This window comes from Lacrimispora indolis DSM 755 (assembly GCF_000526995.1).
GTDB lineage: Bacteria > Bacillota > Clostridia > Lachnospirales > Lachnospiraceae > Lacrimispora > Lacrimispora indolis.
Genome location: NZ_AZUI01000001.1, coordinates 2,791,405 through 2,816,883, shown reverse-complemented (window position 1 = coordinate 2,816,883; position 25,479 = coordinate 2,791,405). Strand labels below are relative to the sequence as shown.

Sequence of the window (25,479 nt, the reverse complement as noted above, 5' to 3'; positions counted from 1 at the left end):
TCTACTCCCTGGCTAAAATTTTAACGTAGTGGACCCCATTTTTTTCTTCCATATCCTCCACCATTTTTGAAACATTGCCGGTTGTCTCAAGGACTTCCACGCTTAATGTCAAGGTGGCCACCCCATTGACCGGAATGCTCTGGTGTATGGTAAGGATATTGGCTCGGTACACAGCTACCACATGAAGCAGGTCGGACAGTAAGCCCGGTTCATCATCCATCTGCATCACAAGAGTAATGGTTTTTCCCTTTGTATTATCATAAAAAGGAAAGATATCATCCTTATACTTATAAAAAGAGCTGCGGCTGATCCCCACCCGGTCAGTCGCCTCCTGAACAGTGATGACGCGCTCCGATTCCAACAGCTTTTTTGCCTCAACTACTTTCAGCAATACTTCAGGTACAGCCTTCTGCTTTACCACAAAATATTTACTTTTTTCTTCCATAATAAAAATATCTTCCCTTCTGTGTCCGCAACCGAAATACATCTGTGCTCATAGGGAAGATATTATCATATTTATGCAGGGTATGCAACTATTTTTCTATTTATTTTCTTTGGTTCTTAAAAAAATACAGGGAAAGACTTCTATTCCTCACTGCTGTCTCCGGCCTTTGCTCCTGTGCTCAGCCAGCGTAAATAGGCGTACATGAACTGATCCAGGGAACCGTCCAGAACGCTTCCAACATTGCCTGTTTCCGCATTGGTCCTGTGATCCTTGACCATGGTATAAGGCTGAAGGACATAGGAACGGATCTGGTTCCCCCAGCCGATCTCCGTCATATCCCCACGGATACCGGAGAGTTTCTCCGCATTTTCCTGCTGCTTTAACAGATAAAGCTTTGCCTTTAACATCTGCATGGCTTTATCCTTGTTCTGGAACTGGGAACGCTCATTCTGACACTGGACCACAATTCCAGTAGGAAGGTGGGTGATGCGGATTGCTGAGGAGGTCTTGTTGATATGCTGCCCGCCTGCACCGCTGGAACGGTAGGTATCAATGCGAAGGTCCTCGTCGTTGATCTCCACATCAAGGTCCTCTTCAATATCCGGCATAACATCACAGGATACAAAGGAGGTCTGGCGTTTGCCTGCAGCATTAAACGGAGAGATGCGCACCAGACGGTGAACGCCTTTTTCCGACTTTAAATACCCATAGGCATTGGTCCCGTTGATCTGCACTGTGACGGACTTGATGCCCGCTTCTTCCCCGTCAAGGTAATCCAGGACCTCCAAAGAAAAGCCTTTCTTCTCTGCCCAGCGGCAGAACATGCGGTACAGCATGCCGCACCAGTCACAGGACTCGGTTCCGCCTGCGCCTGCGTTAAGCCTTAATATGGCGTTGTCACTGTCATACTCTCCGGACAAAAGGGTGTTGATGCGCATGGATTCCAGTTTTTCCTTGAATTCCCTTAACATCTCTTCCACTTCCGGAATCACGGAAGGATCATTCTCCTCATTACCCATTTCGATCATCACGCCGATGTCTTCAAACTTCGTCTCTAAATCCTTATAACTCTGGACCGTATCCTTTAAATTCTTTGCAAATTGTACGATCTTGGCCGACTTTTCAGGATCCTCCCAAAAGCCCGGCTCTTCCATGGACTTATCCAGCTCATCGATCCTCTTTAACTTATTATCTAAGTCAAAGTGAATCCCTCACTTCCACTAATGGTTTTTCAAAGGTTGATAATTCGTATTTGTACTGGTCTAACTCTACCACTGTGTCACCTGCTTTCTGTTTTTAATTTATAAATACAAAATTGGAGTCCGGCCCTTAAAAGGGATGCGAACTCCAATTTTATAAAAATACTATACTAATTTACGTCCGCAGCACTGCTTATATTTCTTACCAGAACCGCATGGACACGGATCATTGGGGTAAACCTTGGCCTCCACCTTTTTCACCGGCGCTTTTGCAGCACTGTCGTCCTTATTGGTTCCTGTCACCTTGGCAGCCGGTTCTCTTTCCACCTTCTGCTCCACGCGGATGTGGAACAGGATCCTTACGGTATCCTCCCTGATTGCCGCCGTCATTTCATCAAACATCTGATATCCGCTCATCTTGTATTCCACCAGCGGATCTCTCTGTCCGTAAGCCTGCAGGCCGATGCCCTGACGCAGCTGGTCCATGTCATCAATATGGGACATCCATTTATTATCAATCACCTTTAAGAGAATCACCCGCTCGATTTCACGGATCTGTTCTCCCTCCGGGAACTCAGCTTCCTTTGATTCATAAAGCTTAATGGCTTCTTCCTTCAGCATGTGCTTCAGCTCATTCTTCCTGATCTTCTTATCCTCAGGAAGAGTGACCGGATTTAAAGGAATGATGGGAAGGAGAAGGGTGTTAAGCTCGTTTAAATCCCAATCTTCCGGTGCCTGGTCCTCACTGATGGAAAGGTCCACCGCATTTTCTACGATGTCGGTCACCATCTTTAAGACAACATCCCGCATATTGTCTCCGTCCAGAACCTTTCTTCTCTCCGCATAAATCACTTCACGCTGTTCGTTCATGACCTCGTCGTATTTGAGAAGGTTCTCACGGATGCCGTAGTTGTTTGTCTCGATCTTCATCTGAGCCTTTTCAATGGCGTTTGAAAGCATCTTGTGCTCGATCTGCTCTCCTTCCGGTACACCAAGGGCATTGAACATACCTACCAGTCGTTCGGAACCAAACAGACGCATTAAGTCATCTTCAAGGGAAATATAAAATCTGGATTCACCCGGATCTCCCTGACGTCCGGAACGGCCGCGCAGCTGGTTATCAATACGGCGTGACTCATGACGCTCAGTACCGATGATCTTTAAACCGCCTGCTGCCTTTGACTCATCGTCAAGCTTAATATCCGTACCACGGCCGGCCATGTTGGTTGCAATGGTCACGGCCTTGTGCACACCTGCATCAGCCACGATCTCAGCTTCCAGCTCATGATATTTTGCATTCAGCACCTTATGGGGAATGCCCCGGCGCCGTAACATGTTGCTTAACATTTCAGAGGTCTCAATGGTAATGGTACCTACCAGGACAGGCTGTCCCTTCTCATAAGCCATTTCCACCTCATTACAAACGGCTTCAAATTTTTCTTTCTTTGTTTTATAAACCGCATCCTCCTGATCCAAACGGGCTACAGGACGGTTGGTTGGAATGGAAATGGCATCCATTCCGTAGGTGTTGCGGAATTCTTTTTCCTCTGTAAGAGCGGTACCGGTCATACCGGCCTTTTTGTTGTACTTATTAAAGAAGTTCTGGAAGGTGATGGTTGCAAGAGTTTTGCTCTCTCTGCGAACATTCACGTGTTCCTTTGCTTCGATGGCCTGATGGAGTCCGTCGGAATAACGTCTTCCGGGCATAATACGTCCCGTAAATTCATCAACGATCAGGACCTCGTCATCCTTTACCACATAATCCTTATCCCGGAACATGAGATAATTGGCGCGAAGGGCCAGAATGATGTTATGCTGGATCTCTAGGTTCTGGGGATCGGATAAGTTCTCAATATGGAAGAACTGCTCTACCTTTTCCACACCCTGTTCGGTCAGGTTCACGACCTTGTCCTTTTCATCCACAACGAAGTCGCCGGTTTCCGTGATCTCTTCTCCCATGATGGCTGCCATCTTGGAAAACTCGCCGGAGGCTTCTCCCCTCTCAAGCTGACGGGCCAGAATGTCGCAGACCTCATACAGCTTTGTGGATTTTCCGCTCTGTCCGGAAATAATAAGAGGCGTTCTAGCCTCATCAATCAATACCGAGTCCACCTCATCAATAATACAAAAGTCTAAATTTCTTAAAACCATCTGTTCCTTATAGATGGCCATGTTATCTCTCAGATAATCGAAACCAAGTTCATTGTTGGTCACATAGGTAATGTCACATTCATATGCGGTACGTCTTTCATCAGAATTCATGGAGTTAAGCACCACACCAACGGTCAAGCCCAGAAATTCATGGACTCTTCCCATCCACTCCGCATCTCGTTTTGCCAGGTAATCGTTGACTGTTACGATCTGCACTCCGTCACCAGCTAAAGCATTTAAGTAAGCAGGGCAGGTGGATACCAGAGTCTTACCTTCACCAGTCTTCATTTCAGCAATACGTCCCTGGTGAAGAACGATTCCTCCGATCAGCTGTACACGGAAATGTTCCATATTAAGAACTCTTCGTGCGGCCTCCCTTACCGTTGCAAAAGCTTCCGGTAAAATGTCGTCAAGAGTTTCGCCCGCAGCAAGCCTTTCTTTAAAAAGCTTTGTATTGTTTCTCAGTTCTTCATCCGTAAGTGCTACCATGGTTGGACGAAGAGATTCTATTTTATCCACAATGGGCTCTATTATTTTTAATTCTCTTTCACTATGAGTTCCAAATATTTTTTGAACGAGGTTCATGATTCATTCTCCTAATCTTTTAACGATCTACACGATACAATCTCGTATATTGTAGCACTAACTCCTCTTTAATTCAACGAATTCATAAAAAATTAACATTCTGGTAATAATCCGGCTCTATTATTCCCAGGTCTTTCCTTTTTTCCCCAGCAAACAACGGCAAAACTGGAAAAAATTATGTCGATCTGACAGATTGCACAAAAAACTTGTTCGATTCTCCGGTTTTCCACATTATCCACATCCCATTGTGTATTTTTCCCCCAGTTTTATCCCCACGATGAAATCCCATAATTAGGGAGAAAAACAGTTATACACCAAGTTATCCACATTATCCACATTTTTTCTCCACATATTCCCATATTTCCCATCCTACCATCAGACGTTCCGCTTTTTGTATATATGTCATAAACTTTCCTTTTTCGACGAAAAGTTCCCTTTTTCCCTTGACTTTTTTACAAGTGCATCTATAGTTTTTCAATAAACTTGGAAAAATATAAGTAGATACATTTTACAATAAATTATCGATTATTATCTTATAATTTTACAATGTAATTGAACTGTTCTAAATAATGTGCTATACTATAACCATCTCAAGAAAAAGGAGCTGATGACTTATGCGTTTTACAATTACAGGGAGAAATATTGAGGTTACACCGGGATTACGCGAGGCAGTCGAGGACAAGCTTGGAAAGCTGGACCGTTTCTTCGCTCCTGCGACAGAAGCAACAGTAAGACTCAGCGTGCAGAAAGAAATGCAGAAAATCGAAGTGACTATTCCAGTGAAAGGACATATAATCAGAGCTGAAGAATCCAGTACAGACATGTACGTTTCCATTGATCTCGTGGAAGAGATCCTGGAACGCCAGTTGAAAAAATATAAGAATAAATTGATCGACAAAAAGCTGAATGCTCCTTCCTTTTCCAAAGCCTTTTTAGAAGAAGAGACCCTGACCGACGATCATGTGGAAATCGTTAAGTCAAAGAAGTTCGCAGTAAAGCCCATGGATCCGGAAGAGGCTTGTATCCAGATGGAACTTCTTGGCCACAACTTCTACGTATTCTTAAATGCGGATACAGAAGAAGTCAATGTGGTTTATAAGAGAAAAGGCGGCTCCTACGGCCTTATTGAACCAGAATTCTAAAACATGAAAAAAAGCAGCCAGGACATTTGTCCGGCTGCTTTTTTGTTTGCTTAAATCCTGGTTAAATACCGCTCCACGCTGGTGATTGCATTTGCGCCGTCGGATACTGCTGTGGAAACCTGGCGAAGCTGCTTGGTACGCACATCTCCGGCTGCGAAAATTCCTGGAACATTGGTTTCACAGTCTTCCTCTGCCTTGATATAACCATGGTCCATTTCCACCAGGTTATTAAAGGCTTCGCTTTGAGGATTGATTCCCACCGCAATGAACACTCCGTCAACCGCAAGCTTTTTCATTTCCTCGGTTTTGGCATTCTTTATGGTCAGGGATTCCACCTGGTCTCCGCCTTCGATCTCCTCTACCACGGTATCCCAGATGATTTCCACATTTTTCTGATTAAACAGCTGGGTCTGCAGGGTCTTTGCTCCCCTCAGCTTATTCCTCCTATGAATTAAGTATACCTTTTTGCACATTCTGGCCAGGAAAATCGCATCCTCAATGGCAACATCACCGCCGCCTACCACGGCTGCCACCTTATTGCGGAAAAATGCGCCGTCACAGGTAGCACAGTAGGAAACTCCCATACCGGTAAGCTCCTCTTCTCCGATCACACTCAGCTTCCGGTGCTGTGCTCCCGTAGCAATGATGACCGTTTTTGTTGCGTAGGTCTTCTCTTCTCCTACCACGGTAAATTCTCCGTCGCCTGCTTCGATCCGAAGCACTTCATCTGTAGAAAATTCCGCTCCCAGCTTTTCTGCATGTTCCCGGAATTTCATGCCAAGATCATAGCCGTTGATTCCCGGCAGCCCCGGGTAATTATCCACTTCATAGGTATTAAGGACCTGCCCGCCGCTGGCGATCTCCTTTTCGATCACTACCATTTTAAGTTCAGCCCTTTTACCATAAACCGCGGCCGAAAGCCCTGCGGGCCCGGACCCGATGATCACGACATCATAAATCTCATTCATATTTATCTACCTGCTTTCTATATTCTATCTGATATTAAGTTTTCTTCCTTCATTATATCTCACCAGCCCTTAAGTATGCAATGCCTGGTTCGTAACAAAATCACAAAATTATAAACCCCCTCTGTCCGGCCACGTTGCATTCTGTCTGATGATTTGATAAAATAAGGGTATCATAAACTGACAGAAAGGGTGATTTTATGGCTAGAAAAACAGTACTCATAACCGGAGCTTCCCGGGGGATCGGAAAAGCCGTTGCAGTTAAGTTTGCAAAAAAAGGATATAACGTGGTCATCAACTGCCTCCACAGCGAGGACCGCCTTTTGCAGGTAAAAAAGGAGCTGGAAGCCTATCAGGTATCTTGTCTTTCCTGCATAGGGGACATGGGGGACACGGACCAGTGCCAGGCACTCTTTGAACAGGTGCGCAGGCAGTTCGGAACACTGGATGTCCTAGTCAACAACGCAGGCATTTCCTACATCGGCCTTTTACAGGATATGAGCACGGATGCCTGGGACCGGATTATCCGCACCAACTTAACCTCAGTATTCAACTGCTGCAAGCTGGCCATTCCCGGAATGGTGGAAAAAAAGCAAGGAAAGATCATTAATATCTCTTCTGTATGGGGAATATCCGGCGCCTCCTGTGAAGTCGCTTACTCAGCCACAAAAGGCGGCATCAACGCCTTTACAAAGGCCTTGGCCAAGGAACTGGCTCCAAGCAATATCCAGGTCAACGCCGTTGCCTGCGGTGCCATTGATACGGAAATGAACCAGTTTCTCGAAGAGGATGAATTAATCGCTCTCATCGATGAGATCCCTGCCGGACGTCTGGGAAAAGCGGAGGAAGTAGCCGACCTGGTTTACCACCTGGGCTATAAAAACTCCTATCTGACCGGGCAGGTCATCGGCCTTGACGGAGGCTGGATTTAAAAAACAACACCCCTTAATAAATCATATGTTGAAAACCCCATGGTGTATACTGACTCCGGAAGACAGGCCGGAGGGGGGATTCGGAGCGAAGTATTTTTGATTTATAGAAGGTGATTCATCAAGAAGTCCTTATCAGTATTCAGGCACTGATAAGGACTTCTAATATATTCATGATTCTCTTATGGATCATTTCTTCTTGCACAATTGCCCTGCTTCCGGATATTCATTGCAAAGCAGCCGGTACGGCGGCTCATCTTCTTCTATTTCCGGAAACCTTCCTACTGCAGCATCCGCAAACCGGTTGTCGTTGTCATCATCATTGCACATGGAGACCTCTCCCAGCAGTACGCTTCCGCCTCTATCCGGTACCGCAAAATCGTGGTACATGCAGGGAGTAATGGTTATGCTTTCTCCCGGAGATAATTTTACCTTTGTTCCGGCAGATACGATGCTTAACTTCCCATCCATGCGGACAGTCACATCCGTATCCAGAATCCTTCCATCTTCTGAACCGTTATACACAGTGATATATACATCATTCCCGCCTCTGTTAATTATATCTTCCATCTTACTCCAGTGAAAATGCATGGCAACTGTTTGCCCTTCATAGAGCATCAGCAGTTTCTCTGCATAGGTTTTTTTATATTGATCCATGTTTAAATTGCCATTGCGGATGGTGAGCAGGGAAAAACCGACCTGGCTGAATTTTCCCAGACCAAAGTCCGTAATATCCCAGCCCAGCTTATTATCCCTGATTTCATCATATTCATATCCCTTATCTGACCATTCCCTTGCAGTCCATTTTGCAAAAGGGGGAATTTCAAATTTATGCTCCCTGATAAGCTGTTCCATATCTTTTATTACCGTATTAATTTCTGACCGTTTCATCAGACCGCTCCTTTCCTGTGCAGCGCCAGACTCTCCCGGGTCAAAGCGGGTCAATACTTATATTCAGATAAAATGACCTCAGGCTTATCTGCGTCCGTTTCCTCAATTTTTTTCCAGTTTGTCAGCAATTCCAGCAATGCGTCGATTAATGCCGTTTCTTTTAAGTGAGCGTAATTTTTATAATAATCAAAGGATTCCTTTCTTCCATTTGAGATCAATACGTAATCAGCTAACTCCGATACCGGTGACTGCCTGTATCCGGTAATGGCCATTATCTTAAGGCCTTTTTCCCTGGCTAATTCCATACCTTGTATAATCTGTCTGGAACTTCCCGATTGGGAAATTGCTATAATAATATCATCTTTATCAGCAAGATTTACATGATTCAAAAAATATTCCGGCGAGATGCCATAGGTGCATTTCACTCCCAGTCTTCCTAATCTGAAACCCATATAAAGTGCCAGAGGCATTGTATTTCCTACTGCTAAAACATGAGCCTGCTTGCATTCCTTTATCAAATTCACACAGGACCGCATATCTTCTTCATCAATGCATTCTGCTATGGCTGTTAATGAATTCACATACTTTTGGAAAATTTTCATGACAGGATTGGGTGTGTTCTGCAGCTCTTCAATTTCTTCTCCCTCATCTCTTCCCACATCCTTTGCCAGCATCAGCCGGAACTGATAATATCCTTTATATCCCAGATGATGGCACATGCGCACAACCGTTGCATCACTCACGCCGCTGGCCTTTGCCAATTCAGAAACATTTGCATCCACCGCTTCCTGTGGATGTTCCAAAACAAAATCCGCTACTTTCTTCTCCGCTGAGAATATCTTTCCATAATTATCCTTGATCACTTCCAATACGGGTTTATCTAACATCATGTCCCTCCCTTCATACCTTATTATATTGCCGTAAATCCCGCCCTTTTTCAAGCTTTTTATTCAAAACACATCTGTACGCCGGCAACAAAGGAATCCCCTAATCCAATGGTATACTTTGGTTTGTCAATGTATTTCGACGGTACCAAAACCACCTCCCAGGAAAAATGCTCTTTTGCTGCCAATTCCCTGTTTCTCATTCCTTTTTCACTTAGCGGCAGCTTTATGACTTCACTGATCTGTTCTTTTGTTCCATACCACCCATTGACCGCCTTTGCAGTGGCCAGCATATTGCCCAGCATCAATCCTTTTTCAATATCCCCTCTTAATGCTTCGCCAAGATACATGGAATAATCCTTGGTATGTACAATGATTCCTTTTTTTACAGAAAACCGTTCTTTGATATAGGCTGCTCCCTTAATACAGGAATGTATATCATGGATTTCTATGGGAAAATCATACATGGTGAGGGTGTACTCTAATTCTTCTTCATTTAAACTCAAAATATCAACATATGGATAAAGCATCTCCAGGCACAGCTTCCGGATTTCCCTATTATGATAATGTGCATCTTCAAAATATACGATGCCAGCCTCATTGTTTGCCTTATATTTTTTGATATGTTCCTTTACATAAGCCAGCCTTTGTTCTAAGATATCTTTATCCTGAATGGCGTTAAAGCTGGAAAGGACATTGCTCTTAATATTTGCGGCATGAGTTTCTATGTAGGTGAAGTAGGAAGCCGAGAAAGGAAGCGTTTCATTGACCGTGATTTTGGTTATGATCAGTCTGTTTGAGGTTGGAATTGTGATCTTCTGGCTGCCAAGGCAAATCACATCTCCTTTTTTAAACTGAATGATATAATGTATTTCCTGCTCTGCCGTTTGTGTGATCTGATCTGTATGGATTAATTCTCCTTCGTTGGAAACCGTATAAATATATGGTGAATTTAAAATATCACATACCTCTTTGGAATCATCCGTCAAATGAATGATGGAAGGACATGTGACTGCTGCCAAAGCCATGGCCCCCTGGGTCGCGGTTCCGCCCATGCCTTTTTTTACTTCAAACGTATCCCTGATCATGCCGAAATCCGAGATATCAACTTCTCCGCCGATTCCATTGGTGCAGAAATACACAATGGTTTCCAAAAACCCCTTCATATCAGCGATCTCTTCAGCCGCCTTCATTCCGGCTAAATCCCCATTGGGAAGATATTTATTTAAAAGCTGATTGAATACTTCTATCTGAAAATCACACAATACATCCAGATTACTGGTGTAACCAAGTGCTGTGAAAGCATTATTTTCAATTCTGCTTCTGATCAGCGGTTCCATTTGTTCATACGTTTCAATATATTTTTCCTCTGTCTTCATTCTATCCGCCCGCCCTCTCATGCTATATATACCATTTCCCATAAAAAAGATCTGCCCCATAAAATAAAAACAATCGCTTTCCATTTTACAGGGCCATGATATGATCTTTGATTAGTAAAGTGCAGCCTTTCCGTCCGCCTTAAAAAGCCGGATCTTGTGATATGCCACTTCCTTCATGGCTTCTATGCAAGGCGGTTCAATCATATTTGGTTCCCGGAGGCTGCCGTCTTTTAAAACCTCTCTCATTTTAATATAATATGCCGCTTTAATATCGCTGGAAATATTGATTTTATTCACACCTAACGTTACTGATTCCCCGATCTCTTTATCCGGATTATTGGATCCTCCATGGAGTACCAGGGGAATGGATACTTTGGATTTGATCTCTTTTAATAAATCCAGCTTTAATTCCGGCTTCATTCCGGCAGGGTATAATCCGTGGCAGGTTCCGATTGCGATTGCCAGTGTGTCAACCCCTGTTTCCTCTACAAATTTAGCAGCATCATCCGGCTTTGTATAAATGATAACCTGATTTTCTGTTTCTGAGGAATCGGTGGTTCCGATTGTGCCCAGTTCACCCTCTACCGATACATCTGCCCCATGTGCCGCTTCACAAACCTTTTGGCAAACAGCAATATTTTCTTCAAAAGGCAGGCTGGAGCCGTCTATCATAACAGAGGTATATCCTGCCTGAATGGCAACCATGATCTGCTCAAAGGAGGCGCCATGATCCAGATGGATGCATACCGGTATCTTTGTTTTATAAGCCCTCTGCCTGATTGCCTGAATGACATCTGTTCCAATATGACTCAATTCATCCGGATGGATCGAAATAATAACCGGCGCATGTTCCTCTTCTGAGGCCTCCATAATTCCATTGAACATCGCATAGGAGCTGATGTTAAATGCAGGAACAGCAAAATTGTTTTCATTTGCAGCCGCTAGCAGTTCTTTCATGTTTAATAGCATAGTTTTTTCCTCCAACTTTTTTTATTAGATTTCCGTTTCCGGATAATCATACGTATTAATTTTTTACAGCTCCTGCTGTCATGCCGGCAATAAAGTACCGCTGGAAAAACAAAAAAAGAATCAATACAGGCAAGGAGCCCAATACGCTCATGGACATCATTTGATTCCACTCATACGCATGCTGTCCCATGAGTAAGCTGATGCCCACCGGTACCGTCCGCATTTCATTTGTTTTGGTCAATGCCAATGCAAACAAATATTCATTCCATGCCTGCATGAAGGTATACATTCCCACGGAAACCAGGCCGGGAACTGATACCGGAACCAGCACTGTCCAAAGAGCCACAAACCTGGAACCGCCGTCAATCATTACCGCTTCATCTAAATCCTTTGGCAGAGTATTCATGTATCCCGTAATCATCAGAATGGCATAGGGCAATGTAAACAGCATATACGTAAGGATCAGTGCTCCATATGTGTTATATAATTTCAAGCTGACAATCAGGCTTAAATATGGGATCAGAAGGGTGATGGGAGGTACTGCCTGCACGCTGACGATAAGGGTATTGATAACGCTTTTTCCCGGAAAATTAAAACGGCTGAAACTGTAAGATGCAAGTATCCCAATGATCAGGGTCAAAATTACCACAAGCATTGCAATGCAATAGCTGTTGATAAAAAATCTCACCTTTTCAGGATTGTGAAAAATTGAACTATATGCTTTCAAACTGAAATTCGCTGATATCCATGTGGGCGGCCATGCAAATATTTCCCCATTTGGCTTAAAGGAGCTGAGGAGCATCCATAATATGGGAAACCCCGAAAACAGTGCTCCGGCTGCCAGAAGGAGCATAATCAATAGTTTTATGTACCACTTTTTCTTTCCTACCATAATCAGTCCCTCTCTCTCTGATGCCGCACATAAAAAACTGCTATGACGGAACAAACAACCAGTAAGATCACTGCTGATGCAGAGGCCTGGGAATATTGATATTTACTGAATCCCCTTTTATAAATAAAAGTACTTATCATTTCTGTGGCATTGATCGGTCCCCCGCCTGTGGTCATCCAGATCAGGGCAAACTGCTGTATCGTCCACACAAAATCCAGCATTAACAAGCTGATAATAATGGGCCTTAACTGGGGAATGGTAATGCGGAAAAACTGCTGTACTGCATTTGCCCCGTCAATGGCGGATGCCTCATAAAGATCCGTGGGTATTCCCTGAAGTCCTGCCAGGATGCTGACCATATAAAATGGATATCCGGCCCATATATTGATCAGCGTTACAGAAAACAATGCGAAATTCCGGGAACCCAGCCATTCTATATGGGAAGATGTGAGATTGGTGATTTGCAGTAAGTAGTTAATAATCCCATTGGGATTCATCATCATTTTCCATAAGATGGCGATAACCGATGCCGTAAACATCCAGGGCAATACATAAATCACCCGGAAAAATGCTTTCAAATTAATTCCTATATACCTTGTATTAAGAAGTATGGCAAACAGCATTCCTAAAAACATATGCACAATTACACTGACACCCACAAAAAACAAGGTATTTTTCACTGCAACAAAAAATGATTTGTCTGACAGGATCATGCCATAGTTCTTTAGCCCAACAAATACAGGATCTTTTTTGACAATAACATTATCAAAAAAAGAGTACCGGACCACCATGCAGATGGGGATAATCAGCAATAAAAGCATCAGCACAATTGTTGGAAGGAGATAAAGGTAAGGTTCACGCTTCTTTTTCATTGCCTGTGACATCTTACCGCTGCTTTCCTTTTTCGTTGTTTCTCTTTCCTTAGCCAACTCACTCATTCCCTCCTTTTTAACATCAGGCTGCACTATTTATAATGCAGCCTGACCGGTCGTTATTGGAATGCTCCCTGCCAAATCTCCTGTGTTGCGGACAGCATATCAGCAGTTGATGCCGTATCGCCGTCAATGTATAACTGTAATTGCTCATCAAACTGTCTCATTAATTCTTCTGATGTGGGAAGCCCGGTAAATTCATTGATTGCGTAGCACTGCTGGTATAATTCATATGCTTTTACAAATAACTCATCAGCTTTGGAATAGTCTGGTTTGGCATTTACATTTCCAGGGAAGGCATTTGCATACACTGCAAGCCTGGCATTTACTTCAGGGCTCATCAAGTATTCCACAAACTTCATGGCTTCTGCTTTCTGTTCGCAGTTTTCTGCAATGCCAATACCCCAGTTGGCCACATCCATGCCGCTCTTTCCTGTGTAACCTTCTTTTACCGGAACAGGCATGAATTCAAACTTTAAATCAGGCGCTTCTTTTTTGATCGTTGTCAAATGGGCAAGTGAATCCGTCATAAATGCAACGCGGCCATTTGTAAACTCTTCCACCATATCTGCTTCTTTCATGGAATAAGCCCCCGGTGCAACCACACCTGCATCAAATAATCCTTTTACAAAATCTACGGTATCTGACATAAGCGGGTTATCTGTCAAAGCCGGTTTCCCATCCTTTAGCATGGTTCCGCCTGAAGCCCATAACCAGCTCATGAAATTGTTCTGAATTCCGCTGGGGGATTCTGTTGACAAGGGGATGGCCCAGCCCGCAACTCCTTTATTTGCTGCTGAAACTTTTTTACAGGCTTCCGTAAATTCCCCCCATGTCTTGGGGACTTCTGAAATGCCCGCTGACTCCAACAGCGTTTTATTGACATACATGGGATATGCAAAGTTGACTACCGGGATCATATATGTATTTCCGTCTACTTTAATCTGATCAGATAATTGTCCGTCATCATAACCATCTGCTGACATCAGCTCAGTCATATTTGTAATGGAACCCTGTTTTGCAAAATCATAAACCCACGATCCGTCAAGACCTACTACATCTGCCATGGTTCCTGCCGCCGCGCCGGCTGCAATCTGTGTCTTGGTATCTGCATAAGGATTGCTTAATAATTCGATCTTTACCCCTGACTGTTCTGTGAATCCGTCGCAGATCTCCTTAAGGACACCATCCGGTAATTCTACCCCCCACCATTGCTGAAATTCCAGTGTGACCTCTCCTCCGCCTGTTTCGCTTCCTGCTGACGTCCCTTGTGCAGTTGTCGTTTGCTGCGCCTTTTCTGTCTGTACAGATTCTGTTGTCTGGCCGCCGCATCCGATCAGACTAACCGTCATACCTGCTGCCAGCATGGCAGCCAGACTTTTTTCCATAAACATGCTCATTTTCATCTATGTAGCCCTCCAATACATGATTCGTATTCATTGCTGAATACGGTTTGTGTTTACATCTCGAATTGTAAATGAATTTTTATTTCATGTCAATATATTAATGTAATAATATTTCTTTTCGGAATTATTGCTAATTATTACTGTAAAATATGGTTTTACACTTATATTTTTTGTAATAATTATACATAATTACTTGTTAAATTTTTGCCAAATATGTTTTCAAGAAATTTCCTTTCACCACAGTCAAAAAATGTACCCTGCTAACTGATAGGGAAAGCCGGAGAGCTTTCGTATGATGAGCAGAAAGTACGCTTTGCAGACTCTCCTGCCGGAGGGTTTTTATCGTATAGGACGAACTTTCCTCGATAAAAAAAGCCGCCACTTCTGTGACGGTTTAAAAACAACGTAATATATTCTTAAATGATTGACAGCGTTTTTTCCCAGCATTCAAGGTACTGCAGTATACCGGATTCAATATCAGGCACCGCCAATGATTACCGGGACCGGATATTTACCGGCTGGCATGTCCCTGCTTTGCCGGATGGCCCCATTAAAAAAGTACCCGGAAAAAGTAAGCCTCTTTCCGGGTACCCTGATTTTTTAAGCCTGTGGTTTTTCCACCTGAACGATAGCAGTCTTCTGCATGGGAATCCTGCAGTTCTTATTGTTGCCGAACTCTACAATAACCGTATCATCGGTCATATCAATGATGACACCATAAAAACCGCTTGAGGTCAACACGCTGTCTCCGATTGCAATGTTTGCAAACATCTCCTGCTGTTTCTTTTTCTCCCTTTTCTGTGGTCTGATTGCGATAAAGTACATGAAGCCAAAGATCACTGCGATGTAGATCACCCAGAAACCAATGCCCATAGTACCGCCTGTTGCTGATAACATAACCATTTCCTCCTTATATAACGATCCGCCGCCTGCTTGTCCACCATTTTTAAGAAGTCTGGCCTGCCATCATGCGGCCCAGCTTCTCTTCCTTGTATGCCCCATAACAGTGGTTTTCGATTGCGTCGCGGATCTCTTCCATCATTGTATTATAAAAATACAAATTATGCAAGACACATAATCTCATGCCAAGCATTTCTTTTGCCTTTAAAAGATGCCTGATATAGGCTCTGCTGTAGGAACGGCAGGCCGGACACCCGCAGCCTTCTTCAATGGGCTTATGATCCAGTTGGTATTTGATATTGTATAAATTCATTTTTCCATGATTGGTGTACACATGACCATGACGGCCGTTTCTTGACGGATATACACAATCAAAGAAATCAACTCCTCTGTCCACGGATTCCAAAATGTTGGCAGGGGTTCCTACCCCCATCAGATAGGTGGGTTTATTTTCCGGAAGATAAGGAACTGTTTCATCTAAGATCCGGTACATCTCGTCATGGCTTTCTCCCACGGCCAGGCCGCCTAATGCATAGCCGTCCAAATCCATGGCAGATATGGTCTTGGCATGGGCGATCCGGATGTCTTCAAAGGTTCCGCCCTGATTGATGCCAAACAATAACTGATCCCTGTTTAAGGTATCAGGCAGGGAATTGAGCCTTGCCATCTCGGTCCGGCACCGTTCCAGCCATCTGGTAGTACGGTCCACGCTGTTTTGCATATATTCCCTGGTGGCCGGATGAGGCGGACATTCGTCAAAGGCCATGGCTATGGTAGAGGCCAGATTGGACTGGATCTGCATGCTCTCTTCCGGTCCCATGAATATCTTGTGTCCGTCAATATGGGACTGGAAGTAAACGCCTTCTTCTTTGATTTTCCTTAGGCCGGTGAGGGAAAACACCTGAAAGCCGCCGGAGTCTGTGAGAATGGGACGGTCCCAATTCATGAACCGGTGAAGTCCGCCAAATTCCCTGATTAATTTATCGCCGGTACGAACATGAAGGTGGTAAGTGTTTGACAGCTCTACCTGGGTTTTGATCTCACGAAGGTCATCCGTGGAAACAGCACCCTTAATGGCTCCCACCGTGCCCACATTCATGAACACCGGGGTCTGGATCGTTCCGTGAACAGTGGTTACTGCCCCCCGCTTCGCACGTCCATCCCTTGCAATGATCTTATAATTCATTTAAGCTTCCTTTTCCTTGATTTCTTTGAACGATCAGCAGTTACTTTTGTATTCTCATTCTTCCGCTAAAGCAGCCTTGATCATAATGGCGCATTCGATCCGCTTTTTCTGCATTTCGCAGCCGATTTCATAAACATCCGTCAACTTTCCATGAAAGTTATTGGAATTGGCCGCACAGCCTCCGCTGCAGTAAAACCTTGCAAAACAGTCCCGGCATTTATCCTTTGCATAAACATTGCAAAGCTTAAATTCATCCCGGATCTCTAAATTTGTCACGCCTGTATCCACATTTCCCAGAAGGAATTCCTCCTCACCCACAAACTGATGGCATGGATAAAAATCTCCCCAGGGAGTTACTGCCAGATACTCAGTTCCTGAACCGCAGCCGGACAAACGCTTTGCCACACAGGGCCCCTGATTTAAATCAATATTAAAATGGAAGAAATTAAATCCTTTGCCTTCCTTCTCCCTGTTAATGTATTCCACGGCAAGTTTATCATACTCCTCAAGGATCCGTGGAAGATCTTCCTCCCTGATGGCATAGTCCTCTTCCGCCTGAGCTACCACCGGCTCAATGGACATGCTTGAAAAACCAAGATCAGCAAATTCCAGGACATCCTTTGCAAAATCCATATTATTGCGGGTAAAGGTGCCCCTGATGTAATAATCCCTGGTTCCTCTCAGCTGTGCGAACTTCTGGAATTTGGGAACGATTAAGTCATAGCTGCCTTTTCCGTTGCGGAAGGGGCGCATATTGTCATTGACCTCTTTACGCCCGTCAAGGCTTAGGACCACGTTGCTCATTTCCCGGTTGCAGAATTCCATGATCTCATCGTTCAGCAAAACGCCGTTGGTGGTCATGGTAAAACGGAAGTTCTTATTATATTCTTTCTCTTTTTCCCGTCCGTATTCAACAAGCTGCTTTACTACTCCCCAGTTCATCAGCGGCTCTCCGCCGAAAAAGTCCACTTCTAAGTTTCTCCGGTTGCCGGAATTGGCAATGAGAAAGTCCAGGGCTTTTTTCCCAACTTCAAAGGACATCAGTGCCCTGCGGCCATGGTATTCTCCCTCTTCCGCAAAACAATATTTGCAGGCTAAGTTGCAGTCATGGGCAATATGTAAGCAAAGAGCCTTTACCACTGTACTACGTTTTTTAAAATCAACCACGTAATCGTGATATACATCCTTTGTAAACAGCTCTCCCCTGTCGATCAGATACTGGATCTCCTCCAGAGCTTCCCCCACTTCTGTTTCTCCGTATTTTCCAGCAAGGCTGCTTTGCAGTTCTTCCCCCACCTCTCTTGGCAGAGCCTGGGGCTTTTCCATCTCCGGCACCATGCCTGCTGCAATTTCTACGGCCTCATACATGACCGGATCCACAGAGTGAACGGAACCGCTGTTGACATCCATAATAATATGGAAGCCGTTGTTAATATATTGATGAATCACTTGTATTCTCCTTAATTGAAAAAATTTGTCCTATAATTGGTTTTAAGCAGACAAGCGAAGGAACCCCTACCGTCATCACGACCGTAGGGGCATCTGCTTATCTGCCTTATGGCTGTTCTATACAGTTATTTCCATCCACATTCTGCATTCATATGTAAACGCAGGACGACACAGCTGTTCACTAACGGTTGCGGTTCTCGCAGCTCTGGTTTCCTACTGTACAGGATGTCTTGCAGGCTGACTGGCAGGAAGTCTGGCACTCGCCGCAGCCGCCTTTCTTCATGGATTCTTTTAATGTACTGGAATTTAATGTTTTCACGTGTTTCATATACTTACACCTCCTGTATTCACCTAATTCTTTGAGATTATACCACATGTTTTAAGCGAGCGCAAGATGAATCGCCCCAGGGAGAACGTGCCGTATCAATTTTATTGTCAGGACATCCAAGAATATCCGCCATACCCCTAGAATATACTGAATCATAAGACAAGATATAAGGAGTAGTCAAATGGAAAAATCAAAGCTTCAGGTCACACTAAGAAACCTTCTTATCACCTACATACTGACCGGAATCCTGCTGGTGGTCCTGGCCTTAGCACTTTATAAATTCCGGCTGAAAGAAGGACAGATACGCCTGGGTGTCAATGCGGTTTATATTATCGCCTGTCTCTTTGGCGGAATCTTAATGGGCAAGAGCATACGGCACCGAAGATTTTTCTGGGGTCTTTTGCTGGGGCTTCTGTATTTCCTGGTGCTGTTAGCCGTATCCTTCTTCTTAAACAAAGGATTAAACGGTTCCATGAACCAGCTCCTCACCACCATGGCAATCTGCGCAGTCAGCGGAACCGCGGGGGGAATGCTCAGTTGACGGATGGGGGCCCTGGGAAAAACAGGAAGGAGAGAAAAAGCGGTCAGCTTTTCTCTCCTTTTTGCTTTTCTTCCCCTTTGGCAAGGACCCTTCAGACCGCCTGCCAGGGAAATATCTAGTGAGGCAAATACATCCGCACCTTATCGATCCTGTTTTTGTCCAGCTCGTCCACAACAAGGCGGATTCCGCTGCAGACAACCTCCTCTCCCTGTTCCGGGAGCCGGTCAAGCAGTCCGATGATCAGGCCTCCGATGGAATCATAATCCTCGGACTCCAGTTCAAGGTTCAGCCGGTCGTTTAAATCATCAAGCTTCATGGAGCCTTCTACCAGATATTCAAATGGCGCTACCTCCACCAGTTCATTCTCTTCATCCTCGTCATACTCATCCCTGATCTCTCCCACGATTTCTTCCAGTAAATCCTCCAGGGTTATCATTCCTGCCGTTGCCCCGTATTCATCCAGAACAATGACCACGTTATTACAGGTCTGGCGCATCTCCAACATAAGTTCTGCAGTCTTTTTATACTCGTATGTATAGAGAGGCTCCCTTAAAAAATCCCGGACGTGAAAGTCATCAGTCCTGTCCACAAGGAGTAAATCCTTCATATTAATGATCCCGATCACATTGTCACTGGTTTCCTCATATACCGGAATCCTGGTGTACATTTCCTGCCGGAAAATTTCGATCAGCTCATCATAAGCTGCATTTACATCCACCAGGGTCATGTCAATGCGGGGGATCATAATATCCCGCGCCACAGAATCCCCAAAATCAAATACATTGTTAATTATTTTTCTTTCTTCTGACTCAATCACGCCTTCCTCGTGGCTCACATCTACAATGGTCCGCAGTTCATCCTCTGTGATCGCATCCTGCTTTCGGTTGGGATTCACATGGATAAAGCGTAAAAAGCCTGAAGAAAGTATCTGAATGACATAAATGACCGGAGTCATGACAATCATAAAACCATAGATTATTTTCGCATATTTTAAAGATATTGTTTCGGAATATAAGGTAGAAATGGTTTTCGGGGATATTTCACCGAATACCAGAATGACCAAGGTAAGGATACCGGTTCCAATGCCGATGGCCTTACTGCCCCAAACGCTCATGACCAGAGTGGTGGACATGGAAGAAGCCGTTAAGTTTACCACATTGTTACCGACCAGAATCGCGCTGAGCATCTTACCCTGGTTCTCTAAAATCTTAATCAGCGTAGCAGCATTCTTATTGCCTGCTTCCGCTAAATTCCGGACTCTGATTTTGTTCACCGTAGTAAGGGCAGTCTCAGCTGATGAGAAAAATGCTGACAATCCAACTAAAAAAATTAACGTAAGCAACTGTATATAGTCACTCGAATCCAAAAAGATCAACTCCTGTTTTTTATATTTTATCATTGATTCTACAATACAAAAGCGGCTGTGTCAAGAAGACAGCCGCTTTTTTCTGCTTTACCGCTCTTTAAAAGCCTTTATTATTTCTATAATAAGCATAATTCCGGCTCCCAGGAAGATAAACATATCCCCCAGATTGAATACCACCTTTTTAAGCCTGCCGCACTGAATGCTGAAATAATCCACCACATAATGGCGGACAAATCTGTCATACAGATTGCTGACGGCGCCTCCCAAGGCAACAGACAGGGCTAATTTTTCCCAAACGCTGCCTTTTTTCTGAAGAAGACATGCCAGCATTCCGCCAATAAAGGACGCCACTGCCAGGGGAATCATCTGTACCAGGGGCTGGTGATCCTTAAAACAGCCGAAAGAAAAACCGGCATTATGATTTTTATGGAGCATAATCTTTCCGCCGCTTCCCTCCAGTTCCTTGGGAAAGCCGGTTTCTTCCTGATCCTCGATGGCACCTTTTATGAGAAGATCCAGGGAAGCCAGTAATACGATGATACCGATAAATACCATGACCCACACTCCTTCCGTCCTTATTATCTCCACTCTTTTGTATTTTTTATCCCTTGCCCAGCAATTCCCGGCTCATCAGCATCTCATCTGGATAAGAGGACCGCCGATTTTATCTAAGTAAGCTCTTGTTATGACTACGGATCCGATGTTGGGATCCTTGGGAACCTCATACATGATATCAAGCATAAAATTTTCTATGATGGCCCTTAAAGCTCTTGCTCCGGTCTTTTTCTTAAGGGCTTCTTCTGCGATCCATTCCAATGCCTCATCTTCAAATACCAGATTCACTTCATCAAGCTCCAAAAGCTTTTTATACTGCTTTAAAATGGCGTTTTTCGGCTCCTTTAAAACCCGGATCAGCAGCTCCTTATCTAAGGATTCCAGAGTCACTGTAATGGGCAGACGGCCTAAAAATTCGGGTATCATGCCGAATTTGCGCAAATCCTCATTGGTCACATGGGACAGGATATTAGGATCCTTCTCATACCTGTCCTTTAATTCTGCTGAAAAACCAATGGATGATTTCTCCTTAAGCCTCTCCTTTATAATATCCTCCAGGTCCGGGAACGCCCCTCCGCAAATGAAGAGGATGTTCTCGGTGCTGACTGCTGTCATTGGGGTGAGGGCATTTTTCTGGTTGGAGCCCACCGGTACCTCTACCCGGCTTCCCTCTAAAAGCTTTAAAAGCTCCTGCTGGACAGACTCTCCGCTTACGTCCCTGCTGCTGGTACTCTTCTTTTTCGCGATCTTATCGATCTCGTCAATAAAAATAATCCCCCGCTCCGCCTTTTCCACATCGTTGTCAGCCGCAGCCAGCAGCTTGGAAACAACGCTCTCTATGTCATCGCCTATGTATCCGGCCTCTGTAAGAGAGGTGGCATCGGCGATGGCCAGGGGTACATCAAGAAGTCTGGCAAGAGTCTTTACCAGGTAGGTCTTTCCGCTTCCCGTAGGACCGATCATTAAAATGTTGGATTTTTCAATCTGCACAGTTCCATCTTCATCCTTCTTCCCGGAATCCGTTAAATAAACTCTTTTGTAATGATTGTAAACTGCCACGGAAATTACCTTTTTGGCCTGTTCCTGGCCAATGACGTATTCATCAAGCTTCCGCCTGATGACATGAGGCGCCGGGATGTCTTTTAGTTTCAGTTCCTGCCCCGGCTCCTTTTCGGCTCTTTTTTTCACTCTCTGCTTATTGGGGATCTCAAGATCTTTTGGGTTTAAGCTGCCAAGATCATTGAAATTCAAATTCATATAAGGCATATTCTGAATCTTTGTTATATCAAATCCGCCCTGGGCTACGGAATCAAATGCCTTTTGCATACAATCATGGCACAGATTCATGCCTCCGGGCATAGAAACCATTGGCCCTGTCACATTCTCCGGCCTGCGGCAGACATAACAGATTTTTTCATACTCATCGTCATCTTTTTTCTTTTTGCCGGCATCAGAGCTGCCGACAACTGTATCTTCCATCTTTTCCTCCGGAAAATCCTTCTCGTTCAAGCTGTAATCTCCTTCTATCTGTAATTATGCACGGATACCAGATTATTATAAAGCATTTAATAGTCTCTTACAAGTGCGGACCGGCAGTTTAGACTTTTTTAATGAGTCCGGCTGACATCCGGCCTGACATCTTAAAACCATTATAACCAATTGGAACACGAAAATATAGCGCGGAATATTTATGGAAAAATATTCCGCGCTATTATGTCATTTTTAAATTTGCCGGGACTTAAAACAAACCGCCTGTCCTCCGGCAGCTGCCTTTCTATTCCGCCAGAGCCGCGCCGAGGGCTTTGCAGGCTGCTACAGCCTCATCATCAGGCGCTTCATTACAGATCACGCTGTCACAGGCAAGCTCCAAACCAGCGCCTTTGCAAGTCTCTTCCCATGTACGCATCCATTCGCCGTCACCCCAGCCATAGGAACCAAACAGCGCGATCTTTTTTCCGCCAAGCTTTGACTGACAGGCAGAAAACATAGGTTCAAATTCATCTTCCTCCAAAACTTCTCCTCCCATGGCAGGACAGCCAAAAGCTATCGCATCCAGGGAATCAATCATGGAAACGTCAAAATCAGAGGGTGTGAATATGGCTGCATCTCCGCCCTTTTCCTTTGCTCCCTCCAGGACAGCTGCTGCCATTGCCTCGGTATTTCCGGTTCCGCTCCAATAAACTACTGCAATTTTACTCATGCTACATAACCAACCTTTCCTGATAATCAATCTTTTATATCAAACGGCTACGGTGAGCCGTTCAACAGCGATTCCTTTTGACCATTGGGCAAAATAAACTTCCGTGCATTTTTTATAACGATGAAAGGTTTGTTTTGCCTTTTCCTCGTCACCGTAAACCTTCCAGCATCCAATGCATTTACAGTGACAGGCTTTGTTTTCGATGAAGCCTTGAACATCCTCCGGGGGATAGCCCAGGAACAAACCGATTTCGTGAGGAAACCCGGGGCAGGTGCGCAGCTTGTTTGCCAGCTGAACCACACAGCGCTCTGGATTTTCAAAAGAATATCCGTATTGCTTCAGCAGAGACGACGCATATCCATCTGCCAGATCCCGCCTTAAACAGCTTGGACGATAAAGATAGATCAAGGCCCTTTGTTTGAAATAACGCAGAGGCAGAACCCGGATCCCCTTTGGCGCAAGGGCACGGTTTAGCCTTCTTACTTCATTTCGTATTTCCTCCTTTGACCGGTAAGAGCAGGAAAACAGATTTCCGGTTTTTATCCCGGCCAATGTTGGAGCGCAGTGCCTGATCAGCATTTCGTCTGACATTTCTTTTCCTCCTATACTGCATGTTCTCTCAGTATGTTCTTTAACGCTGACATTGAGCTGGAATGGGAACGGGCAATTATGGTATCCAGTCCCTTTGTTTCGCTCAAAGCACAACGCACCATTTTATGTGACATGGTACTGGTAAAAAGCACCAGCAAATCCGGTCTTCCGATTTTATTTTTCAGCCCGCCTTTTATCTCTGTAAAGACTTTTGCGCAGCAGCTGTACTCCTGACATAGCTCTTTGTACTGACGTACCATGCATTCATTTCCTCCAACGATTACTACGCTCATGCGATTACCTCCATTCCTTTAGTTAGTTTTAGCTAACTATACGTTAAAATGTATGCGCCCCAAGGCGCTGTCAATGATTGTTTTTTTATTTTACACAAAAAGGATGGCCCCCTCCACTCCAAAAGGAACAAAGAAGGCTCCAAATGGACACATTGTCCAAAAAGGCGGTCCCTTTCCGTCATTTATGTATCCTCCTGAGGCTGTTCTTCCTCATTCCTTGTATTTCTGTATTCATTAGGCGTCATACCCATAACATTGCGGAACGCGCCGGCAAATTTGCTGCCGTTGTCATAGCCGCACATCCCTGCAATCTCCAGCACAGAACGTTCTGTCTGGCGCAGCATTAAAGCAGCTGCCTGCATTTTCTGCTCTCTGATGTAGGAATAAACGGAAACGCCGAAGACCCCTTTAAAGCTGTTCTTAAGAGCTGTCTGAGAAACATGGAAAATATCCGCCAGCTCAGAAATCGTCACCCGGCTGTCCATGTGTTCCGCCAGATACTCACACACGCTCTTTGTAAGGCCAACCTGGGTTTTTGTGAAGCAGCGCTTTTCAATCTGATCCTCACTTAAATCCATGCCGCTTAAAAACAGCAGAAGTTCCAGAATCTTGACTTTGAAATAGCCTTTTCTTATGCTGTCAGGTACGGCATACAGCTCTGAAAAAATGTGTTCCAGGCAGGGTTTTGACCGGGCGACAAAGCATTTACCGCCTCTGCAGAACTTTTCCATCAGGACACAGGGCCGCACATTCACATCATCCAGAAAGCATGACATACACGCAGGCGCTCTGTCAATGTCAATGACAATTGCGATCCCGTGATAGTGGTTCAAAGGGAAATAGGAGCCGTGACCGGCGGCACCTGTTTTACTGACTGCAAGATCGCCCTGGGTCAGGTAAAAAAACTCTTCCCGGTACCCGCACTCTATGCGCCCTTCCCGGCAGTGATTGATCTCCATTACATTTCCAAAAACTCCATAGTCAATGGAACACCTTCCTATATGTACATCGTTGTAAATCAGCTGGATTCCAGGGAACACCTGATAACTGGTCATCACCATAGCTCCGCTTCCATCAACAATGCGGTAAATAACGCAGTCGCTTGACCGGGAAACAATCTGTACCTCTTCGCCGTATATTTCTTTTTCCTGCTGTGTCGCGTTCATTATTTCACATTCTGAAAATGCTCCCATTGCTTAATTATTACCTTCCATTTTGTTTTCTGTCTACCATAAATACGGATTATGAAAAACTGCTAACTTTTTCAATGATATATTTCCTGTTCATGCCCGCAAGTACAA

Annotated in this window: 25 protein-coding genes; 3 read left to right on the top strand and 22 right to left on the bottom strand. The window is 44.5% G+C overall.

What is annotated here, in order from left to right; translation table 11 throughout:
- Nucleotide 1: 1 nt before the first annotated feature.
- The 3 genes from K401_RS0113485 to secA all read right to left on the bottom strand — a co-directional run bounded on the left by K401_RS0113485 (nt 2) and on the right by secA (nt 4,380).
- Nucleotides 2-445, bottom strand: a complete 444-nt coding sequence (locus tag K401_RS0113485; RefSeq protein ID WP_013271339.1) for an ACT domain-containing protein — start codon at nt 443-445, stop codon at nt 2-4.
- A gap of 140 nt (nt 446-585) precedes the next feature.
- Nucleotides 586-1,720 (bottom strand): peptide chain release factor 2 gene (gene prfB / locus K401_RS0113480; RefSeq protein ID WP_156945279.1). Its coding sequence is split into 2 segments (ribosomal slippage): nt 586-1,644 and nt 1,646-1,720, totalling 1,134 coding nucleotides; the frame shifts between segments, so codons are not numbered across the junction.
- Nucleotides 1,721-1,809: 89 nt separating this feature from the next.
- Nucleotides 1,810-4,380: a preprotein translocase subunit SecA gene (gene secA, locus K401_RS0113475; protein ID WP_024293446.1), complete on the bottom strand. Its 2,571-nt coding sequence runs from the start codon at nt 4,378-4,380 to the stop codon at nt 1,810-1,812.
- 614 nt (nt 4,381-4,994) lie between these two features.
- On the opposite strand from secA, the gene hpf reads away from it, so the two are divergent.
- Nucleotides 4,995-5,522 (top strand): ribosome hibernation-promoting factor, HPF/YfiA family, encoded by a 528-nt coding sequence (hpf, locus tag K401_RS0113470; protein WP_024293445.1) that lies wholly within the window; start codon nt 4,995-4,997, stop codon nt 5,520-5,522.
- A gap of 50 nt (nt 5,523-5,572) precedes the next feature.
- Here hpf and trxB read toward each other — a convergent pair whose 3' ends face one another.
- Nucleotides 5,573-6,490 (bottom strand): thioredoxin-disulfide reductase, encoded by a 918-nt coding sequence (trxB, locus tag K401_RS0113465; RefSeq protein WP_024293444.1) that lies wholly within the window; start codon nt 6,488-6,490, stop codon nt 5,573-5,575.
- A gap of 197 nt (nt 6,491-6,687) precedes the next feature.
- Between trxB and ymfI the strand changes: the two genes are divergently transcribed.
- Entirely contained in the window at nt 6,688-7,419 is a 732-nt protein-coding gene (ymfI, locus tag K401_RS0113460; protein ID WP_024293443.1) for an elongation factor P 5-aminopentanone reductase, read from the top strand.
- 186 nt (nt 7,420-7,605) lie between these two features.
- Here the strand turns inward: ymfI and K401_RS0113455 are convergent, their stop codons facing one another.
- The 11 genes from K401_RS0113455 to scfA all read right to left on the bottom strand — a co-directional run bounded on the left by K401_RS0113455 (nt 7,606) and on the right by scfA (nt 18,632).
- On the bottom strand, nt 7,606-8,307 hold the full coding sequence (locus K401_RS0113455) for a D-lyxose/D-mannose family sugar isomerase (protein ID WP_024293442.1): 702 nt from the start codon (nt 8,305-8,307) through the stop codon (nt 7,606-7,608).
- Nucleotides 8,308-8,357: 50 nt separating this feature from the next.
- On the bottom strand, nt 8,358-9,197 hold the full coding sequence (locus tag K401_RS0113450) for a MurR/RpiR family transcriptional regulator (protein ID WP_330363152.1): 840 nt from the start codon (nt 9,195-9,197) through the stop codon (nt 8,358-8,360).
- A 56-nt stretch (nt 9,198-9,253) separates the two neighbouring features.
- The gene (locus K401_RS0113445; protein ID WP_024293440.1) at nt 9,254-10,570 is read right to left on the bottom strand and encodes an ADP-dependent glucokinase/phosphofructokinase; all 1,317 of its coding nucleotides are present in this window, start codon (nt 10,568-10,570) and stop codon (nt 9,254-9,256) included.
- A 111-nt stretch (nt 10,571-10,681) separates the two neighbouring features.
- A complete protein-coding gene (locus K401_RS0113440) occupies nt 10,682-11,539 on the bottom strand; it encodes a ketose-bisphosphate aldolase (RefSeq protein WP_024293439.1) in 858 nt (285 codons plus the stop codon).
- 55 nt (nt 11,540-11,594) lie between these two features.
- Nucleotides 11,595-12,431, bottom strand: coding sequence for a carbohydrate ABC transporter permease (locus K401_RS0113435; RefSeq protein WP_024293438.1), 837 nt, complete (start codon nt 12,429-12,431; stop codon nt 11,595-11,597).
- A 2-nt stretch (nt 12,432-12,433) separates the two neighbouring features.
- Entirely contained in the window at nt 12,434-13,369 is a 936-nt protein-coding gene (locus tag K401_RS0113430) for a carbohydrate ABC transporter permease (RefSeq protein WP_330363151.1), read from the bottom strand.
- A 53-nt stretch (nt 13,370-13,422) separates the two neighbouring features.
- Nucleotides 13,423-14,769, bottom strand: coding sequence for an ABC transporter substrate-binding protein (locus tag K401_RS0113425; protein WP_024293436.1), 1,347 nt, complete (start codon nt 14,767-14,769; stop codon nt 13,423-13,425).
- A gap of 600 nt (nt 14,770-15,369) precedes the next feature.
- Nucleotides 15,370-15,666 carry a preprotein translocase subunit YajC gene (gene yajC / locus K401_RS0113415; protein ID WP_084492882.1) on the bottom strand — a complete coding sequence of 99 codons (297 nt, stop codon included), beginning with the start codon at nt 15,664-15,666 and terminating at the stop codon, nt 15,370-15,372.
- Nucleotides 15,667-15,715: 49 nt separating this feature from the next.
- A complete protein-coding gene (gene tgt / locus K401_RS0113410; protein ID WP_024293434.1) occupies nt 15,716-16,855 on the bottom strand; it encodes a tRNA guanosine(34) transglycosylase Tgt in 1,140 nt (379 codons plus the stop codon).
- Between the two features lie 54 nt (nt 16,856-16,909).
- On the bottom strand, nt 16,910-18,304 hold the full coding sequence (gene scfB, locus K401_RS0113405) for a thioether cross-link-forming SCIFF peptide maturase (protein ID WP_024293433.1): 1,395 nt from the start codon (nt 18,302-18,304) through the stop codon (nt 16,910-16,912).
- Between the two features lie 181 nt (nt 18,305-18,485).
- On the bottom strand, nt 18,486-18,632 hold the full coding sequence (gene scfA / locus K401_RS31265) for a six-cysteine ranthipeptide SCIFF (protein ID WP_034620226.1): 147 nt from the start codon (nt 18,630-18,632) through the stop codon (nt 18,486-18,488).
- A gap of 181 nt (nt 18,633-18,813) precedes the next feature.
- On the opposite strand from scfA, the gene K401_RS0113395 reads away from it, so the two are divergent.
- Complete coding sequence (locus tag K401_RS0113395; RefSeq protein ID WP_024293432.1) at nt 18,814-19,173, top strand: TIGR04086 family membrane protein; 360 nt, start codon at nt 18,814-18,816, stop codon at nt 19,171-19,173.
- Nucleotides 19,174-19,288: 115 nt separating this feature from the next.
- On the opposite strand, the gene K401_RS0113385 is transcribed toward K401_RS0113395, so the two are convergent.
- The 7 genes from K401_RS0113385 to K401_RS0113350 form a co-directional block, all read right to left on the bottom strand.
- The gene (locus K401_RS0113385; RefSeq protein WP_334291462.1) at nt 19,289-20,572 is read right to left on the bottom strand and encodes an HlyC/CorC family transporter; all 1,284 of its coding nucleotides are present in this window, start codon (nt 20,570-20,572) and stop codon (nt 19,289-19,291) included.
- A 54-nt stretch (nt 20,573-20,626) separates the two neighbouring features.
- Nucleotides 20,627-21,094 (bottom strand): signal peptidase II, encoded by a 468-nt coding sequence (locus tag K401_RS0113380; RefSeq protein WP_024293430.1) that lies wholly within the window; start codon nt 21,092-21,094, stop codon nt 20,627-20,629.
- A 75-nt stretch (nt 21,095-21,169) separates the two neighbouring features.
- Nucleotides 21,170-22,573, bottom strand: a complete 1,404-nt coding sequence (clpX, locus tag K401_RS0113375; protein WP_437123448.1) for an ATP-dependent Clp protease ATP-binding subunit ClpX — start codon at nt 22,571-22,573, stop codon at nt 21,170-21,172.
- Nucleotides 22,574-22,868: 295 nt separating this feature from the next.
- The gene (locus tag K401_RS0113370; RefSeq protein WP_024293428.1) at nt 22,869-23,294 is read right to left on the bottom strand and encodes a flavodoxin; all 426 of its coding nucleotides are present in this window, start codon (nt 23,292-23,294) and stop codon (nt 22,869-22,871) included.
- Nucleotides 23,295-23,333: 39 nt separating this feature from the next.
- On the bottom strand, nt 23,334-23,885 hold the full coding sequence (locus K401_RS0113365; RefSeq protein ID WP_024293427.1) for a DUF3793 family protein: 552 nt from the start codon (nt 23,883-23,885) through the stop codon (nt 23,334-23,336).
- 11 nt (nt 23,886-23,896) lie between these two features.
- Nucleotides 23,897-24,178, bottom strand: coding sequence for a DUF2325 domain-containing protein (locus K401_RS0113360; RefSeq protein WP_024293426.1), 282 nt, complete (start codon nt 24,176-24,178; stop codon nt 23,897-23,899).
- A gap of 182 nt (nt 24,179-24,360) precedes the next feature.
- A complete protein-coding gene (locus K401_RS0113350) occupies nt 24,361-25,344 on the bottom strand; it encodes a helix-turn-helix domain-containing protein (RefSeq protein ID WP_024293425.1) in 984 nt (327 codons plus the stop codon).
- Nucleotides 25,345-25,479: the final 135 nt, after the last annotated feature.

Excerpts from the sequence above, each read along its gene's own strand:
- K401_RS0113485 (WP_013271339.1), bottom strand. The coding sequence starts at position 445 with ATGGAAGAAAAAAGTAAATATTTTGTGGTAAAGCAGAAGGCTGTACCT.
- secA (WP_024293446.1), bottom strand. The coding sequence starts at position 4,380 with ATGAACCTCGTTCAAAAAATATTTGGAACTCATAGTGAAAGAGAATTA.
- hpf (WP_024293445.1), top strand. The coding sequence starts at position 4,995 with ATGCGTTTTACAATTACAGGGAGAAATATTGAGGTTACACCGGGATTA.
- trxB (WP_024293444.1), bottom strand. The coding sequence starts at position 6,490 with ATGAATGAGATTTATGATGTCGTGATCATCGGGTCCGGGCCCGCAGGG.
- ymfI (WP_024293443.1), top strand. The coding sequence starts at position 6,688 with ATGGCTAGAAAAACAGTACTCATAACCGGAGCTTCCCGGGGGATCGGA.
- K401_RS0113455 (WP_024293442.1), bottom strand. The coding sequence starts at position 8,307 with ATGAAACGGTCAGAAATTAATACGGTAATAAAAGATATGGAACAGCTT.
- K401_RS0113450 (WP_330363152.1), bottom strand. The coding sequence starts at position 9,197 with ATGATGTTAGATAAACCCGTATTGGAAGTGATCAAGGATAATTATGGA.
- K401_RS0113445 (WP_024293440.1), bottom strand. The coding sequence starts at position 10,570 with ATGAAGACAGAGGAAAAATATATTGAAACGTATGAACAAATGGAACCG.
- K401_RS0113440 (WP_024293439.1), bottom strand. The coding sequence starts at position 11,539 with ATGCTATTAAACATGAAAGAACTGCTAGCGGCTGCAAATGAAAACAAT.
- K401_RS0113435 (WP_024293438.1), bottom strand. The coding sequence starts at position 12,431 with ATGGTAGGAAAGAAAAAGTGGTACATAAAACTATTGATTATGCTCCTT.
- K401_RS0113430 (WP_330363151.1), bottom strand. The coding sequence starts at position 13,369 with ATGAGTGAGTTGGCTAAGGAAAGAGAAACAACGAAAAAGGAAAGCAGC.
- K401_RS0113425 (WP_024293436.1), bottom strand. The coding sequence starts at position 14,769 with ATGAAAATGAGCATGTTTATGGAAAAAAGTCTGGCTGCCATGCTGGCA.
- yajC (WP_084492882.1), bottom strand. The coding sequence starts at position 15,666 with ATGTTATCAGCAACAGGCGGTACTATGGGCATTGGTTTCTGGGTGATC.
- tgt (WP_024293434.1), bottom strand. The coding sequence starts at position 16,855 with ATGAATTATAAGATCATTGCAAGGGATGGACGTGCGAAGCGGGGGGCA.
- scfA (WP_034620226.1), bottom strand. The coding sequence starts at position 18,632 with ATGAAACACGTGAAAACATTAAATTCCAGTACATTAAAAGAATCCATG.
- K401_RS0113395 (WP_024293432.1), top strand. The coding sequence starts at position 18,814 with ATGGAAAAATCAAAGCTTCAGGTCACACTAAGAAACCTTCTTATCACC.
- K401_RS0113385 (WP_334291462.1), bottom strand. The coding sequence starts at position 20,572 with ATGATAAAATATAAAAAACAGGAGTTGATCTTTTTGGATTCGAGTGAC.
- K401_RS0113380 (WP_024293430.1), bottom strand. The coding sequence starts at position 21,094 with ATGGTATTTATCGGTATCATCGTATTACTGGCTTCCCTGGATCTTCTC.
- clpX (WP_437123448.1), bottom strand. The coding sequence starts at position 22,573 with ATGGAAGATACAGTTGTCGGCAGCTCTGATGCCGGCAAAAAGAAAAAA.
- K401_RS0113370 (WP_024293428.1), bottom strand. The coding sequence starts at position 23,294 with ATGAGTAAAATTGCAGTAGTTTATTGGAGCGGAACCGGAAATACCGAG.
- K401_RS0113365 (WP_024293427.1), bottom strand. The coding sequence starts at position 23,885 with ATGTCAGACGAAATGCTGATCAGGCACTGCGCTCCAACATTGGCCGGG.
- K401_RS0113360 (WP_024293426.1), bottom strand. The coding sequence starts at position 24,178 with ATGAGCGTAGTAATCGTTGGAGGAAATGAATGCATGGTACGTCAGTAC.
- K401_RS0113350 (WP_024293425.1), bottom strand. The coding sequence starts at position 25,344 with ATGAACGCGACACAGCAGGAAAAAGAAATATACGGCGAAGAGGTACAG.